The following is a 15357-nucleotide window of genomic DNA, read 5'->3' as shown; positions in this document are numbered from 1 at the left end:
GGGGCCGGCGGGCGGGGGGGGGGGGGGGGGGGGGGGGGGGCGGGCGCCCCCCCCCCGCCCCCGCCGGGGGGCGGGGGGGGGGGGGGGGGGGGGGGGGGGGGCCCCCCCCCCCCCCCCCCCCCCCCACAACCGGGTGGGAGTTTGAATGTCTGTGAAAACCGATGAGGCGGCGCCTCCTCGTGGCAGGACGCCCGTCAGGACGGTGGAGGTGTCCGGCCCGCCGCCGCGCGCCGGCCGGCTCACCAGGAAGGGCACACTGCCCTACCTCCTGCTGCTGCCCGCCCTCGGGCTGACCGCGGTCTTCCTCGGGTATCCGCTGGTCACCAACGGCATGTTGTCGTTCCAGAACCTCAACATGACGCAGCTGATCCAGCACGTCACCGAGTGGAACGGGTTCGAGAACTACGCCGACGCGCTCGGGAACGACACGTTCTGGCGGGTCACTCTGCGGTCGGTGATCTTCACCGTCGTCAACGTCGTCGTGATCATCGTGGTCGGTACACTGGTGGGACTGCTGCTCGCGCGGCTCGGGTCCAAGATGCGGCTGCTGCTCTCGATCGCGCTGGTGCTGGCCTGGGCGATGCCGATCATCGCCGCCACGACCGTCTACCAGTGGCTGTTCGCCCAGCGGTTCGGTGTCGTCAACTGGGTGCTCGCCCAGATCGGCTTCGACTCGATGGCCGACTACAACTGGACCGGGACACAGCTGTCCACGTTCTTCGTCATCTCGCTGCTGCTGGTGTGGACCTCCGTCCCGTTCGTCGCGATCAACCTCTACGCCGCGACGACGACCATCGCCAAGGAGCTGTACGAGGCCGCGGCGCTGGACGGCGCGGGGGCCTGGCAGAGCTTCAAGAACGTCACCTTCCCGTTCCTCAAGCCGTTCCTGATGGTCGCGACGTTCCTCGAAGTCATCTGGATCTTCAAGGCGTTCCCGCACGTGTTCGCCATCAACCAGGGCGGTCCCGACCGGCTCACCGAGACACTGCCGGTGTACGCGTTCGTGGAGGGCGTCGGCAACCAGCACTACGGAGCCGGTGCGGCGATCTCCGTCCTGACGATCCTGATCCTGCTGGCCCTGATGTCCTACTACCTGCGGCTGGTGATCCGGCAGGAGAGCGCGGACGAGGCCGAGGGCACCGAGAAGAGCAAGGGGGGCAGGGCCTGATGCGACGGTCACTGCTGGGCCGGATATGGCCGAACGCGACCGCACTGGCGCTGTTCGCGGCGTTCGCCTTTCCCGTGTACTGGATGTTCAACACGGCGTTCAAACCGAACGGGCAGATCATCAGCGAGGACCCCGTCTGGTTCCCCACCTCGCCGACCTTCGAGCACTTCAGCACGGCGGTCAACGCCGAGAACTTCTGGACGCTGGTCCGCAACTCCGTCACCGTCACGGTGGTGGCCGTCGGACTCTCGCTGCTCGTGGCGCTCTTCGCCTCGTTCGCGCTCGCCCGGATGCGGTTCAAGGGCCGCAAGGGCATCCTGCTGACCTTCATGGTCGCCCAGATGGCGCCCTGGGAGGTCATGGTCATCGCGATCTACATGATCGTGCGCGACGCCGAGATGCTGAACAGCCTGGTGCCGCTCACACTCTTCTACACCGTCATGGTGCTGCCGCTCACGATCATCACCCTGCGCGGCTACGTCGCCGCCGTGCCCAAGGACCTGGAGGAGTCGGCCATGGTCGACGGCTGCACCCGGCTCCAGGCGTTCCGCCGGGTGATCTTCCCGCTGCTGGCCCCGGGCCTGATGGCCACCTCGCTGTTCGGATTCATCACGGCGTGGAACGAGTTCCCCCTGGTGCTCATCCTCAACAAGGACGACGAGGCGCAGACGCTGCCGCTGTGGCTGTCGAAGTTCCAGACCGCCTTCGGCGACGACTGGGGCGCCACCATGGCGGCGGCGTCCCTGTTCGCCGTGCCGATCCTGCTGCTCTTCCTCTACCTCCAGCGCAAGGCCGTCGCCGGCCTGGCCTCCGGCGCGGTCAAGGGATAGGCCGAGGAACAACGGGACACAGGGACACAGGGACACAGGGAAACAGCGAGATCAGGGACAACTGTGCGACACCGCCGCCCGGCCGCACGGCACAGCAGTGAAGTGAAGGGACACCGCGCCGCATGACCACCTCACTCCGAGCCTCCGACACCCTCACCCGCGACGCCCTCGCCGTCCTCCAGCCCGGCTTCGCCGGCACCTCCGCACCCGCCTGGCTGCTGCGGCACCTGGAGGAGGGGCTCGCCTCGGTCGGCCTGTTCGGGCGGAACATCGAGTCCGGCCGGCAGCTCGCCCTGCTCACCGCGCAGCTCCGCGACGTCCGGCCGGACCTGCTGGTCGCCATCGACGAGGAGGGCGGCGACGTCACCCGGCTGGAGGTGCGGACCGGCTCCTCCTATCCCGGCAACCTCGCCCTCGGCCGCGTCGACGACCCCGACCTGACCCGGGCGGTGGCCTTCGAGCTGGGCAGCAGGCTCGCCGCGGCCGGCGTGAACCTCAACTGGGCGCCCTCCGGCGACGTCAACTCCAACCCGGACAACCCTGTCATCGGTGTGCGCTCCTTCGGCGGCGACCCGCAGCTCGTCGCCCGGCACACCGTCGCCTACGTCGAGGGCCTCCAGGCGGCCGGGGTCGCCGCCTGCGTCAAGCACTTCCCCGGGCACGGGGACACCGCCGTCGACTCGCACCACGACATGCCCCGCATCGACGCCGACCTGGAGACCCTCCGGGCCCGCGAGCTCGTCCCGTTCGCCGCGGCGGTCGAGGCGGGCAGCAAGTGCGTGATGAGCGCCCACATCCTGCTCCCGGCGCTGGACGCCGCGCGTCCCGGCACCCTCAGCCCCGCGGCGCTGACCGGGCTGCTGCGGGCCCCCCGCGACCAGGGCGGCCTGGGCCACCAGGGGCTCATCGTCACCGACGGAATGGAGATGCGGGCCATCTCCGCGACCTACGGCCTCGAACGCGGCAGCGTCCTCGCGCTCGCCGCCGGGGCCGACGCCATCTGCGTCGGCGGCGGACTGGCCGGCGAGGACACCGTGCTGGGGCTCCGCGACGCGCTGGTGCGCGCGGTGCGCGACGGCGAACTGGCCGAGGAGCGGCTCGCCGACGCCGCGGCACGGGTGCGCGGCCTGGCCGCGTGGGCGCGGGGGGTGCGGCGGTCGGACACGGGGGGTCTGGCCGACCCCGCCCTCCGCGCGGACCCGGCCGGTGCCGAAGCGGGCATCGGGCTGGAGGCGGCGCGGCGCGCGCTGGTGGTGACCGGGCTGGAGGACCACCGCCGTCCGGCCGGGCCGCTGTACGTGGCGGCCCTCACCTCGGTGGCCAACATCGCGGTCGGCGACGAGACCCCCTGGGGGCCCGCCGCCGAGCTGGAGCGGATGGTGCCGGGCACCCGGACGGGCACCTACCGGGCCGCCGACGGGGACGTGGGCGCCGCGGTGCTCGCCGACGCGGGGGAGCGGCCCGTCGTCGTGGTCGTCCGGGACCTGCACCGCCACCCGTGGATGGCGGACGCGGTGGCGCGGCTCGTCGCCGCCCGCGAGAATACCGTGGTGGTCGAGATGGGTCTGCCCCAGGCGCCGCCGCAGGGCGCCCTGCACATCGCCACGCACGGTGCGGCTCGGGTCTGCGGACGGGCCGCGGCCGAGGTCATCGCCCGCGGCTGAGACCGCGGCTGAGACCCGGGGCTGAGAATCGGGGCCCGGGGCTGAGATCCGGGACCGACCCGGGGCAAAACGTGCCCAACCGCCACGCCGTAGGATCGAACCGCGACCGCACGCGAACATCACCCCTGGGAGGGACCCGCATGTCCTCGAACGCCCCGTCCGAGCCGGGCACCGTCATGTCCGGTGAGATGGCCGAGCAGCCGGCCGTGCTGCGCCGCATCCTGGACGAGGGCGCTCCCGCCATCCGCGAGGTGGCCGAGCGGATCGCCGCCAAGAACCCCCGCTTCGTCCTGCTGACGGCGCGGGGCACCTCGGACAACGCCGCGCTGTACGCGAAGTACCTGCTGGAGATCCAGCTCGGCAAGCCGTGCGGGCTGACCTCCATGTCGACGACGACCGCCTACGGCGCGCGTCCCGACCTCACCGACTGCCTGGTGATCACGATCAGCCAGTCCGGCGGCAGTCCGGACCTGGTGGCCTCCACGGAGGCGGCCCGGGAGGCGGGCGCGATCACGCTCGCCGTCACCAACAACGCCGACTCGCCGCTCGCACGGGTGAGCGAGTTCCACATCGACGTGCTGGCCGGCCCGGAGAAGGCGCTGCCCGCCACCAAGACCTACACCGCCGAGCTGCTGGCGCTCTACCTGTTCGTGGACGGCCTGCGCGGCGGCGGGGGCACCGAGGCCGCCAAGGCGCTGCCCGAGCTCGCCGAGGCGGTGCTGGAGCGCAGGGGCGAGGTCAAGGCGCTGGCGGCGCGCTACCGGTTCGCCGAGCGGATGGTGCTCACCTCCCGCGGCTACGGCTACCCGACGGCGAAGGAAGCCGCGCTGAAGCTCATGGAGACCAGCTACATCCCGGCGCTCTCCTACTCCGGCGCCGACCTGCTGCACGGCCCGCTGGCCATGGTGGACAACATCTCGCCGGTGATCGCCGTGGTCGCCGACGGCAAGGGCGGCGAGGCCCTGCAGCCGGTGCTGGAGCGGCTCCGCGACCGGGGGGCCGACCTGGTGGTCATCGGCCGCCGCGAGGAGGTGGAGCGGGCGTCGGCCGGCTTCGCGCTCCCCACCGAGGGGCTGCCCGAGGAACTGCAGCCGCTGATCCAGATCCTGCCCCTGCAGATGCTCGCCTACGAGGTCACCATGGCGCGCGGCCAGGACCCGGACGCGCCCCGCTCCCTCGCCAAGGTCACCGAGACCCGCTGAACGGGGGCGCGGCATGGCGCAGCCGTCCATGAAGCAGGCGGCCACCGCCGACGGCCTGGTGGAGCAGCTCATCGACGTCGGGGCGACCGCCGTGCGGCGGGGCTTCGTCCTGGCCAGCGGCGGCAATCTGTCGGCTCGGCTGCCCGGGTCCGAGGAGTTCGTGGTCACGGGCGCGGGCACCTGGCTGGACCGGCTGGTCCCGGAGGACTTCACCGTCATGAACCTGGCGGGCGAGGTCGTCGGCGGCAATCCGCAGCCCTCCAGTGAGTGGAAGCTCCACCAGCGCACCTACCGGGTGCGCGAGGACGTCAACGCGATCGTCCACATGCACCCGCAGCACGCGGTGCTGGTCGACGCGCTCGGCCACGAGATCCGGCTGCTGACCCTGGACCACGCGGTGTACGTGCGGTCCGTCGGCCGTACCGGCTTCTTCCCGAACGGCTCGGACGAACTGGCCGACACCGCCGCAGAGCAGGCCAAGGAGCACAACTGCGTGCTGCTGGCGCACCACGGCTGCTCGGCGCTGGGGGAGGACGTCGGGATGGCCTTCCGGCGGGCGATGAACCTGGAGGAGGCGGCCACGGCCACCTACCGCGCGCTGCTGCTGGGGGACCGCACGACGCGCTTCCCGGTACCGGCGGACGAGGCGATTCGGCACGCCTGAGGTGCGTCCGGCACCGCGGGGGTCCCCTCCCGCGGCTTCCGGGCCCCGGGGGGGCGGAAGCCGGTGGGAGGCCGCGGAAAGCCGCAGCGGCCCCCGCAGGTGTCCTGCAGGGCCGAAACGGGCCGTGAGCGGGCCCGGAACGCACTACGGGCCCGGAACGCACTACGGGCCGCGGCGCCGGTACGGGACCCTCAACCCGTCCGGCACCGCAGCCCGGAGCTGCAAGGCCCCGGCGCTGTCAGGGCAGAGAGCGCCGCGGGCCTCGATCCGCCCTCCTGTGCGGGGAGGACAGAAGTTCTTCCGGAAGGATTCTGGACTAGACCACGGCTGTCTGTCTACGGATCGCGCGTTTCCGCCTCCCCGCGGCACCCTCTCCGGCCCGCCGGGCGCCGGGCGGGGACCCGGCCGGCGTCGGGCGGCGTCGGCCGGCGCGCCGGCCTGCCGTACCCTCGGCCCCGTGCCCTCCATGAACGACCTCGTACGCCAGCACACCGCCCTCTCCGCCGCGGAGCTGGAGTGGCTGCACCTGCTGGTGTCCGAGTGGCAGCTCCTCGCCGACCTCTCCTTCGCCGACCTCGTGCTGTGGGTGCCCACTCTGGACGGCACCCGGTACGTCTCCGTCGCCCAGATGCGCCCGAACACCGGTCCCACCTCGCACCAGGACGACATGGTCGGCCATCTGGTGCCCCGGGGGCGCCGGCCGCTGCTGGACGCGGCGCTGGACGAGGGCCGGATCGTGCGGGAGGGGGACCCGGAGTGGCGCGAGGAGGTGCCGGTGCGGGTCGAGTCCATCCCGGTCCGCCGCGAGGGCCGGGTCCTGGGGGTCATCGCGCGCAACACCAATCTGCTGACGGTCCGCACGCCCAGCAGGCTGGAGCTGACCTATCTGCAGAGCGCCTCCGACCTCGCACAGATGATCGCGGCGGGCAGCTTCCCGTTCCCCGGGCACGAGGTGGACATGGACCATGTCCCGCGCGTGGGGGACGGGTTGATCCGGCTGGACGCCGACGGCCATGTGCAGTACGCCTCCCCGAACGCGCTGTCCGCCTACCACCGGCTGGGACTCGCCGCCGACCTGGTCGGCCTGCACCTGGGCGAGGCCACCGCGGAACTGGCTCCCGCCCGCGGGGCGGTGGACGAGGCCATGGTCAAGCTGGCCAGCGGCTGGGCGCCTCGCGGAGCCGAGGTGGAGGCCAACGACTGCATCGTGCAACTGCGCGCCATCCCGCTCAAGCCCAAGGGCACCCGGATCGGTTCGCTCATCCTGCTGCGGGACATCACGGAAGTGCGCCGCCGTGAACGCGAGCTGATCACCAAGGACGCCACCATCCGGGAGATCCACCACCGGGTGAAGAACAACCTTCAGACGGTGGCCGCGCTGCTGCGCCTGCAGGCCCGCAGGATGGACTCCGAGCAGGGCAAGGAGGCGCTCGGCGAGGCGGTGCGGCGGGTCGGCTCGATCGCCATCGTGCACGAGACGCTGTCCCAGAACCTGGATGAGCGGGTGGACTTCGACGAGATCGCCGACCGGGTGCTCGCGATGGTGGCGGAGATCTCACCCGGCCGGATCACCGGACGCCGGACGGGGCGCTTCGGGATCCTCGGCGCCGAGGTCGCCACCCCGCTGTCCATGGTGCTCACCGAGGTCCTGCAGAACGCCATCGAGCACGGGTTCGGCACCGAGGAGCAGGGCGCCGTCGAGGTGCACGCCGTGCGCGGAGCGGCCGCCGGGCAGGACGGGGTGCGGCTGCTGGTCACGGTGCAGGACAACGGCCGTGGTCTGCCTGCGGACTTCGACCCCAGGAGCGGCGGAAACCTCGGGCTGCAGATCGTCCGGACACTGGTGGAGGGGGAGTTGGGCGGCACGTTCGACATGCTCCCCGGCAGCACGGGCGGCACCCGGGTGCTTTTCGACCTCCCGGTGGCCGCGGGCTAGCGTCCCGGGGCGTCCCGGACCCGGTCCTGCGGGAGTGCGACGAAAAGCGCCGAGCCCCCCGGTCCCTGGGCGAGGACGGGGGGCTCGGCGCTTCACGCTCTGCTTTGAGTTGTGCGGGCGCTCCGCGTACTGCTGGGCGCTCCGAGGGCACTGCGCGCTGCGTCTCGGGCTGCCGCTGGTGCAGGGCTGGTGTGTCAGGCGTGTCAGGCGGTCGCGGCGTTGTTCCGCGCCCGGTTGCGGGCGGCACGGCGCTTCATCGCGCGGCGCTCGTCCTCGCTCAGACCACCCCAGACACCGGAGTCCTGACCCGACTCCAGAGCCCACTGCAGGCACTGCTCCATGACGGGGCAGCGGCGGCAGACAGCCTTGGCTTCCTCGATCTGCAGCAGCGCGGGACCGGTGTTGCCGATGGGGAAGAACAGCTCGGGGTCTTCCTCGCGGCAAACGGCGTGGTGACGCCAGTCCATGGCTGCTACCTCTCCTCGTGTGTGGCTTGCTTGTGAATGTGAACGCTTTCACGAATCCCTTGACGGGGGAAGTGGGGCCTCACAAATGTGATGCGGGTCCCACTGAAGTCAAAGAAGGGGATTCCGGCTCTCAAGGGGGCCCTGATGGCGGGGCCGTCCCGATCGCCATGAAGAGACTCGCAAACCTCGGCGGCGGATACAACCCCTTCCGGAAACTTTTTTTTGAATCCTTGGTGTCGACTAGCTCACAGCCGTCATTCGAGGGGGTGGACCCTGGTCTAAACGTTCGAGTGGAAGGACTTTGGCCCCTTCCACTTACACAATCACACGCAGTGCACGCCGTACGCCTGTGAAGCTCACGCTCGTACGCAGTCCCAGGTGGTCACCGTCCATCTGAAACGGCAACGGCGCCTGCGAATGCAAGGTGAACCGGGTGAGGTCGTGCAGTGTCACCGCGTGCTTGCCGCGGGGCCCCCGTTCCGGGCTGGAGGTCAGCAACTGGGTGCCGTAGCGGCTCACCGCCAGCGGCGTCAGTCTTTGCAGTCCCAGCACGTCGAGGCCGGTGTCGAAGGACGCCTCCGGCGCCGCGTACAGCGGCTTGTTCCCGAAGTACGACCACGGCGCGGTGTTGCACACGATCGAGAGCGCAAGCTCCCGCACCGGCTCGGCGTCCTCCCGCTCCAGCGTGATCGTCCCGGTGCGGCGGTGCGGCTCGTTCAGGAACTGCCGTACGACCTGGCGCACATACAGCGGATGCGTGGAGCGCTTTCCGCGCTCCCGCTGCTGCTCCACTCTGCCGATCACCCCGGCGTCGAACCCCAGCCCCGCGGTGAAGGTGAACCAGCGGTCGGGGATCTCCGCGTCGTCCGAGCCCGGCACGCCCCCGGCGATCCCCAGGCCGACCGTCCGCTCCGAGCCGGCCTCCAGCGCGTCCAGCAGGTGCCCGGTGGCCTCCACCACGTCGTTGGGCATCCCCAGCGCGCGCGCGAAGACATTGGTGGAGCCGCCAGGGACCACGGCCAGCCGGGGCAGCCGCTCCGGGTCGGGGCCGTCGTGCAGCAGTCCGTTGACCACCTCGTTGACCGTGCCGTCCCCACCGAGCGCGATGACCAGTTCGGTGGTGCCGCCCTGGGCGGCCTGCCGCGCGAGGTCCCGGGCGTGGCCCCGGTACCGGGTGGTCGCCACCTCCAGTTTGAGATCGCTCGCGAGGGCATGCGCCAGCACATCACGGGTCCGGGCGCTGGTGGTGGTGGCTGCCGGGTTGACCACGAGTAGTGCGCGCATGGAGTGAGCGTACCTACCGCGGGGTACACGGCCCAGCCCCGCCGGTGCGGAGGGCTAGGCTGCCCTGGTGAGCGAAAGGTCGAAGCGGGCGGACGCCGCCACGGAAACGGACGGGGCCACAGGGACGCGGCAGGAGGCGCGCGGGCCGCGCAGGATCGTCGTCGCCGCCGTACTGACCGGCGCCGAAGGGCTGGTCGTCGCCGCCTTCGGGGTCGTCTCGCTGGTGCTGCTGGTGACCCGGCGGCCGGATGACACGACGCAGGCTGCCACCCTGGCCGCGACCGTCCTCGCGCTGTCCGTGCTGCCGCTGGCCGCGGCCCGCGGGCTGTGGCTCCGGCGCCGCTGGAGCCGGGGGCCCTCGATGATCGTGCAGCTCATCGCGCTGCCCGTCGCCTGGCAACTGGGCCGGAACGGGGGCGGTTCACTGGCCGCCGGTGTCGTGCTGGGCCTGGCGGCCCTCGTCGTGCTGGGGTGCCTGGTGAACCCGAAGGCCACCGAGGCACTCGGTATCGGCCGGGACTGAGGCCCCCGGGCCCGTCCGGTGGGCTGCGCTGCGCCCCTTCCCGCCACCCGCGGGACGCGCCCCGGGTCAGGGGAAGGGGCGGAGCCGGAGGATCACTCCTCCACCAGCAGGCGGTCCCGCAGTTGCGCCAGGGTTCTCGCCAGGAGTCTGGAGACGTGCATCTGGGAGATGCCGACCTCCTGGGCGATCTGGGACTGGGTCATGTTGCCGAAGAACCGCAGCAGCAGGATCTTCTTCTCCCGCGGCGGCAGCTCCTCCAGCAGCGGTTTGAGGGACTCCCGGTACTCGACGCCCTCCAAGGCGTCGTCCTCGGCGCCGAGGGTGTCGGCGACGGCCGGGGACTCCTCGTCGGTGTCGGGTACGTCGAGCGACAGGGTGCTGTAGGCGTTCGCGGACTCCAGGCCCTCGAGGACCTCCTCCTCGGAGATCGAGAGCCGCTTGGCCAGCTCGTGCACGGTCGGGGCGCGCCCGTGGAGCTGGGAGAGCTCGGCCGTCGCCGAGGTGAGGGACAGCCTCAGCTCCTGGAGCCGCCGGGGCACGCGCACGGCCCAGCCCTTGTCGCGGAAGTGGCGTTTGATCTCGCCCACGACCGTGGGTGTCGCGTACGTCGAGAACTCGACGCCGCGCTCGGGGTCGAAGCGGTCGACCGACTTGATCAGGCCGATCGTCGCGACCTGCGTCAGGTCGTCCAGCGGCTCCCCGCGGTTGCGGAAGCGGCGGGCCAGATGCTCGACGAGGGGCAGATGCATACGCACCAGGTGGTTGCGCAGCTCGGCGCGCTCGGGCCCGTCCGGCAGCGTGCGCAGCCGGACGAAGAGCGCCCGCGCGCCGCCGCGTTCCTGCGGGTCGAGTCCGTGGGACCCGCCCGCGCCGTGGCCGGCGGCCCGCTCACGCCGCTCGTGCTGCTGCTGGTCCATAGCGTCCGCCCGCTCCGCCTGCTTGGGTCGCTGCATGCTGGGGTCGGCCGGGTGCGGCCGGGGCTGTTGCTCGGGAACGCCCCGGGAGACCGCCCCCGGGCGGCCTGACCACATCTGACTTGCCTCGTGCTCGGTCACGATGCTCCGGGTCCTGCACCGCGCTTCTTGTGCAGGCTGATGCTGACCGTACGGTCATCCGACACTGCTGAACCCACCTCACCGGCCAGGGCCGAGAGCACCGTCCACGCGAAGGTGTCGCGTTCGGGGGCACGGCCATCGGTCGTCGGCGCCGAGACGGTGACGTGCAGCGAGTCGCCGACGAGCTGGAAGACACAACTGAGTACGGAACCGGGGACGGCCTGCTGGAGCAGGATCGCGCACGCCTCGTCCACGGCGATCCGCAGATCCTCGATCTCGTCGAGGGTGAAGTCCAAGCGGGCCGCGAGCCCGGCGGTGGCCGTCCGCAGCACCGACAGATAGGCACCCGCAGCCGGCAGCCGGACCTCGACGAAGTCCTGCGATGCGGGCTCGCCTGCGATCTGGGACACCCTCACCTCCAAGGTGGCACGAGCCGGTCGGGCCTCACGGGCCGAAGCGGCTGTTGATTCGTTTCGTCAGTGACGCTATCGCGATCCGTGTCACGATGCCGCACGCATCGATCACTGCCGCCTCATTCCTGAGCGTCACCCATAGTAAACATATGGGTACTTTCTGTGGCTAGGGGGTGGAGGCCCCAAATCCGCCGCGATTACGCTGTGTTGGCCTCATGGGGTCGCCGTGGGCCGTTTTCCGGAACGGCTTCCGAGGTCCCCGCGGCCACCCTGTGTGCCCGGTCGGGGGCGCCTCGGCGACGCCGGAAGGGCCTGCCATGTCAGTACCCGTCACCTGATGCGTTCATAGCCCCTCGCGGCACAGCCTCCGACAAGGGCCGAAACCCGCCCCTGTGAGTGGCCCCGAAGCGGGCCGGAGGTGCCCGAGGGGTGCGAGAGATGACTACGCATTGTCACATCGGGGGAAGGTGCGGTGGGGGGCCGGGTGCGGAGAGTGAGGAGCCTCCTCACGGTGTGTCACCGTCCGGAGGGGAACGCCCGGCCGGTGACGACGGCGGTCACCGTGCTGCCGGGGTGGAAGGCGCCCTCGTCCGCGAGCCGGGTGAGCGCGAACAGCAGCTTGGCCACATAGGTCTCCTCCAACGCGGGCAGCCCGTGCCGCTGGGCGAAGTCCGCCGCGAAGTCGGACAGCTCCGGGCCCGTCCTCGCGTAACCGCCGCCGTGGAAACGTTCCTCCAGCCACCAGTCGCCCCGCGGCCCCCCGAAGGCCTCCCGCTGGAGCCGTGCGATCTCCCCGGCGAGGAACCCACCCTTCAGCACCGGCACCCCGAGACCGCGTTGACCTGCGGAAAGACCTGCCGCCATGCCCGCGAGGGTGCCGCCGGTACCGCAGGCGACCGCAGCCACATCGGTGTACCCGCGCAGTTCCGCGCCCAGCGCCGCACACCCGCGCACGGCCGCCGCGTTGCTGCCCCCCTCCGGGACGACGGCGCAGGGGCCGAAGCGGGCGCGCAGCTCACGGTGGAACGCGGGGTCGGCGCGGCGGCGGTAGTCGGCGCGCGTGACGAAGTGCAGCAGCATGCCGTCCTCGGCGCAGCGGGCGAGGGACGGGTTGAGCGGCCGGTCGGCCAGCTCGTGGCCCCGGACCACCCCGACCGTGCGCAGCCCGAGCAGCCTGCCCGCCGCCGCGGTGGCGCGCAGATGGTTGGAGTAGGCCCCGCCGAAGGTCAGCAGCCGCCGGTGGCCGCTCTCGGCCACCGCCCGCAGGTTGGGGGCGAGTTTGCGCCACTTGTTACCGGAGGGGTACAGGTCCACCGGTCCCGGTCCCGGTCCCGGTCCCGGTCCCGGCGCCGCCGGACCGCCGCCCGCCGCCGCGTGCACGAGGTCCTCCCGCTTCAGCAGCAGCCGCACACCGCGGCGGGTGAAGCCCTCGTCCTCGAGCTCCTGGAGCGGCGAGGGCGGGCGGGGCCGCAGGGCCGCGGCGATGTCGACGGGGTGGCTCACCCCTCCATTGTGGCGGCCGGGTGCCGGTGCCGGGCCGGGCCTCGTGCCGGGGCCGGGCGGCGCCGGGCCCCGGCACCACCCGACCGGTCACTCGAGGCGCTCGGCGATCCGCTCCCGCAGGGCGTCCATGGTGAAGCCGCGGGGGTCGCTCTTCTGGTCCGTCCACTCCAGGTGGCCGATGACCGACCGGGCGCCCCAGCCGTGGTGCCGGCACAGCGCGGTCGCGGCCCGCACGAGCGCCTCCAGCTGCGCGTCCGGCCACGGGTCCCGGCCGTCTCCGAGGTTCTCGCACTCGAAGCCGTAGAAGTACCGGTTCCCGTCGGTGTTCTGCTGGTTCGGCGGCGGGGTGGCGCGTTCGGCGACGACGGCGCGCAGCACGTCGTCGTCGCCGGAGCCCGCGTGGTTGGCCCGGCCGTGTCCGGTCAGATGCACGGTGCCGTCCTTGGTGACGCAGCCGTGGGCGAGCGGGCCCGGCAGGTCCTGGCGGCCGTCGTAGATCAGATCGACCGTCGCGGCCGACCCGCTGGTGACGGTGTGGTGGATCACGACACCGTGCACCGGACCCCACGGCCCCTGCTGGTTGCGGTTGTGGTTGCGCCAGTCCCGGACCTCCTCGATCCGAGCCCCCTCCTTTTCGAGGGCCCGGACGAACGCGGTCGCGGTGAGGGGTGTGGCCATGCTCGCCTCCGGCTGCCGGGTGTCCGGCCGCGGCCGGAACCTGTCCCCGGGTCATACCCGTTGCCGCGCCGCTTCTAGCCGCGCCGGGCCGTACCCGGGGCGGGGGTCACCTGTACGAGGAGGGCGCGCACCCGGCGGTCGCGCCCGTAGGGCCGCAGCAGCTCCGGTATCCGGGAGCGGGCCGCCCGCACCCGGCCCGAGCGGACCTGCGCGGACACCTCCAGGAATGCGCTCCACGCGGCGCACGCCTCCGCCAGCCGGCCGCGCGAGAGCAGCAGTTCGGCCAGCTCCGCCTGGCACACGGCGCGGGTGCGGCGCTCGTTCGCGGGACGGGCGTGCAGCGAGGCGCGCAGGTCGTCGATGGCGCCTTCGCGGTCGCCGAGCGCCACCCGCACCTGGCTGGACTGGTAGCGCAGCGCCGCGCTCCGGTAGGTGCCGACCGGCTCGCCGGTGGGGCTGTCCGGACCGGTGGTCAGATCGACCGGGGACCGGGCCAGTTGCCGCTCCGCGCGCTCCAACGCCTCCAATGCTCGGCCCTCCTGGCCGCACGCCGCGTCCGCGACGGCCAGTCCGGCATACAGGAACGCGCGCGCCGAGGGGTCGGTGTCCGCCGGGGCCGCGGCCAGGGCCGCCCGGGCGAGCAGCAGGCTCTCGCGCGGGTGCCCCAACTGGTGCGCCTGCGAGCTGAGGGCGCGGCGGGCCAGCGCGACCCCCTCCGGATCGGCGGCCTCCGCGGCGAGTTCCGCCGCGGTGAGGAAGGCGCGCTGGGCGAGCCCGTGCCGCTGTTCGTCCACGTAGACCCGGGCCAGCAGGAAGCTCAGCCGTGCGGCGCCCGCCTGGATTCCGCGCTGGTGCACACCCTCCTCGCTGCGGCGCAGCGAGCGGACGAGCCCCGAGAGGCAGGCGGCGAGCGGGGTGCGGATATGACCGCCGCCGTACCGGTCGGCCTGCAGCGCGAAGAACCGGGCGTGCTCGTGGACCGAGGCGACCTGGCCCGGTTCGGGGGTGCGTGCGGGGCGGGAGCCGCGGGCCGTGCAGCCGTTCCGGGCGCCGGGCAGCGGCGCCGGCGTGGGGGCTCCCGGTGCGGTGGCCGGATCGTCCGCGGCCGGATCGCCGCCCGTTTCCGCCGGGGCGCCGTCCGGACTGCCGTTTCGGTGTCCGCGTACCGTCTCGGTGAGCAGCCGCAGGGTGTAGGGGGCCGGAGGAGGGGTGTCCGCGCGGGGCGGCGGGATCACCGGCGCGGTGAGCGCGGTGAGCTGGTCGGCGGGGCGCAACGGCCTGCCGAGGCCGAACAGGCGGGCGTCCACCGGGTGTTCCCGGCCCCCCGCCTGCGCTTCGGCGTCGGCCGCCGGGGCGTCGGAGCCGAGCGGCTCCCTGAGCCGCTCCCGAGGCCCGGTCGGTGCGGGCCCGCTGTCCGGCCGTGGTCCTTCCTCCGCCGGATCGGAGATGTCGTCCTCACCGCCGCCACCACCGCTGTCGCCGCGTGGGCGGGCCGCCGTGCCGGGGCGGCAGCCGCGCGGGCCGAGCATGCCCAGGTCCGCCACCGTGATCCGGCGGCCGAGGCGGCGCGAGAGTGCCTCCGCCATCAGGTGCTGCACCCGGGGGTCGGGACGGCTGCCGCGCAGCCAGTGGGCGACTGAAGTTCTGTCGTACCGGAGATGGATGCCGGCCTCGGCGCCGAGACGAGCCAGGGCACGCGCGAACGCCGCCTGCGTCCACTCGCTCTCCTCCAGCAGGGCACGCAGCGCACGGTTGGGGGTGCGGGTGCGGGACCCGGTGCTCGGGGACGCCGTGACGCGTACGGGGTCAGCGGGTCGCATGGTTGTTCCTGCGGTGGAACCGGATGGGGTCGTTCACTGTTCTGCCTCACTTCCGGAATCAGGTGATGTCTTTCCGTAGCTCTCCGTGTGCTTGATGTGCTGTCATGCACCCGGACGTTTTCAGGGAACCGCATCGCTCCCCGCTGCGGG

Annotated in this window: 14 protein-coding genes; 7 read left to right on the top strand and 7 right to left on the bottom strand. The window is 72.5% G+C overall.

Translation table 11 applies throughout. The features are described 5' to 3' along the window. Positions 1-145 precede the first annotated feature (145 nt). The 6 genes from ACFYNS_RS10860 (at position 146) to ACFYNS_RS10835 (ending at position 7464) form a co-directional block, all read left to right on the top strand. Positions 146-1168 carry a carbohydrate ABC transporter permease gene (locus tag ACFYNS_RS10860; RefSeq protein WP_388602150.1) on the top strand — a complete coding sequence of 341 codons (1023 nt, stop codon included), beginning with the start codon at positions 146-148 and terminating at the stop codon, positions 1166-1168. Then, positions 1168-1998, top strand: a complete 831-nt coding sequence (locus ACFYNS_RS10855; protein ID WP_360293757.1) for a carbohydrate ABC transporter permease — start codon at positions 1168-1170, stop codon at positions 1996-1998. Before ACFYNS_RS10860 ends, ACFYNS_RS10855 begins: the two co-directional genes overlap by 1 nt. 122 nt (positions 1999-2120) lie before the next feature. After that, a complete protein-coding gene (locus ACFYNS_RS10850) occupies positions 2121-3662 on the top strand; it encodes a glycoside hydrolase family 3 N-terminal domain-containing protein (RefSeq protein ID WP_360293760.1) in 1542 nt (513 codons plus the stop codon). Between the two features lie 140 nt (positions 3663-3802). Further along, a complete protein-coding gene (locus tag ACFYNS_RS10845) occupies positions 3803-4864 on the top strand; it encodes an SIS domain-containing protein (protein WP_360293763.1) in 1062 nt (353 codons plus the stop codon). Between the two features lie 13 nt (positions 4865-4877). Further along, entirely contained in the window at positions 4878-5528 is a 651-nt protein-coding gene (locus ACFYNS_RS10840) for a class II aldolase/adducin family protein (RefSeq protein ID WP_388602147.1), read from the top strand. A gap of 466 nt (positions 5529-5994) precedes the next feature. Continuing rightward, positions 5995-7464: a histidine kinase N-terminal domain-containing protein gene (locus ACFYNS_RS10835; protein WP_360293813.1), complete on the top strand. Its 1470-nt coding sequence runs from the start codon at positions 5995-5997 to the stop codon at positions 7462-7464. 203 nt (positions 7465-7667) lie between these two features. Here ACFYNS_RS10835 and ACFYNS_RS10830 read toward each other — a convergent pair whose 3' ends face one another. Both ACFYNS_RS10830 and ACFYNS_RS10825 read right to left on the bottom strand, forming a co-directional pair. Continuing rightward, on the bottom strand, positions 7668-7931 hold the full coding sequence (locus ACFYNS_RS10830; RefSeq protein ID WP_016469673.1) for a WhiB family transcriptional regulator: 264 nt from the start codon (positions 7929-7931) through the stop codon (positions 7668-7670). Between the two features lie 315 nt (positions 7932-8246). Next, a complete protein-coding gene (locus ACFYNS_RS10825) occupies positions 8247-9215 on the bottom strand; it encodes a diacylglycerol kinase family protein (RefSeq protein ID WP_019354513.1) in 969 nt (322 codons plus the stop codon). Between the two features lie 67 nt (positions 9216-9282). Here ACFYNS_RS10825 and ACFYNS_RS10820 point away from each other — a divergent pair, with 67 nt between their 5' ends. After that, positions 9283-9738, top strand: coding sequence for a hypothetical protein (locus ACFYNS_RS10820; protein WP_360293769.1), 456 nt, complete (start codon positions 9283-9285; stop codon positions 9736-9738). Between the two features lie 92 nt (positions 9739-9830). Here the strand turns inward: ACFYNS_RS10820 and ACFYNS_RS10815 are convergent, their stop codons facing one another. The 5 genes from ACFYNS_RS10815 to ACFYNS_RS10795 form a co-directional block, all read right to left on the bottom strand. After that, entirely contained in the window at positions 9831-10769 is a 939-nt protein-coding gene (locus ACFYNS_RS10815) for an RNA polymerase sigma factor SigF (protein WP_360293815.1), read from the bottom strand. 20 nt (positions 10770-10789) lie between these two features. After that, the gene (locus tag ACFYNS_RS10810; protein WP_019354516.1) at positions 10790-11203 is read right to left on the bottom strand and encodes an anti-sigma regulatory factor; all 414 of its coding nucleotides are present in this window, start codon (positions 11201-11203) and stop codon (positions 10790-10792) included. A gap of 519 nt (positions 11204-11722) precedes the next feature. After that, positions 11723-12709: a 1-aminocyclopropane-1-carboxylate deaminase/D-cysteine desulfhydrase gene (locus tag ACFYNS_RS10805; protein WP_388602144.1), complete on the bottom strand. Its 987-nt coding sequence runs from the start codon at positions 12707-12709 to the stop codon at positions 11723-11725. Positions 12710-12796: 87 nt separating this feature from the next. Then, on the bottom strand, positions 12797-13387 hold the full coding sequence (locus tag ACFYNS_RS10800) for a peptidoglycan recognition family protein (protein WP_360293775.1): 591 nt from the start codon (positions 13385-13387) through the stop codon (positions 12797-12799). 74 nt (positions 13388-13461) lie between these two features. Then, positions 13462-15207, bottom strand: a complete 1746-nt coding sequence (locus tag ACFYNS_RS10795; protein WP_388602143.1) for a hypothetical protein — start codon at positions 15205-15207, stop codon at positions 13462-13464. Positions 15208-15357: the final 150 nt, after the last annotated feature.

The organism is Streptomyces sp. NPDC006925 (assembly GCF_042869575.1).
Classification (GTDB): domain Bacteria; phylum Actinomycetota; class Actinomycetes; order Streptomycetales; family Streptomycetaceae; genus Streptomyces.
Note: the sequence above shows the minus strand (reverse complement) of the source record. Positions and strands in the feature narration are given on the sequence as shown.

Excerpts from the sequence above, each read along its gene's own strand:
- ACFYNS_RS10855 (WP_360293757.1), top strand. The coding sequence starts at position 1,168 with ATGCGACGGTCACTGCTGGGCCGGATATGGCCGAACGCGACCGCACTG.
- ACFYNS_RS10845 (WP_360293763.1), top strand. The coding sequence starts at position 3,803 with ATGTCCTCGAACGCCCCGTCCGAGCCGGGCACCGTCATGTCCGGTGAG.
- ACFYNS_RS10840 (WP_388602147.1), top strand. The coding sequence starts at position 4,878 with ATGGCGCAGCCGTCCATGAAGCAGGCGGCCACCGCCGACGGCCTGGTG.
- ACFYNS_RS10825 (WP_019354513.1), bottom strand. The coding sequence starts at position 9,215 with ATGCGCGCACTACTCGTGGTCAACCCGGCAGCCACCACCACCAGCGCC.
- ACFYNS_RS10835 (WP_360293813.1), top strand. The coding sequence starts at position 5,995 with ATGAACGACCTCGTACGCCAGCACACCGCCCTCTCCGCCGCGGAGCTG.
- ACFYNS_RS10860 (WP_388602150.1), top strand. The coding sequence starts at position 146 with ATGTCTGTGAAAACCGATGAGGCGGCGCCTCCTCGTGGCAGGACGCCC.
- ACFYNS_RS10850 (WP_360293760.1), top strand. The coding sequence starts at position 2,121 with ATGACCACCTCACTCCGAGCCTCCGACACCCTCACCCGCGACGCCCTC.
- ACFYNS_RS10800 (WP_360293775.1), bottom strand. The coding sequence starts at position 13,387 with ATGGCCACACCCCTCACCGCGACCGCGTTCGTCCGGGCCCTCGAAAAG.
- ACFYNS_RS10795 (WP_388602143.1), bottom strand. The coding sequence starts at position 15,207 with ATGCGACCCGCTGACCCCGTACGCGTCACGGCGTCCCCGAGCACCGGG.
- ACFYNS_RS10815 (WP_360293815.1), bottom strand. The coding sequence starts at position 10,769 with ATGTGGTCAGGCCGCCCGGGGGCGGTCTCCCGGGGCGTTCCCGAGCAA.
- ACFYNS_RS10830 (WP_016469673.1), bottom strand. The coding sequence starts at position 7,931 with ATGGACTGGCGTCACCACGCCGTTTGCCGCGAGGAAGACCCCGAGCTG.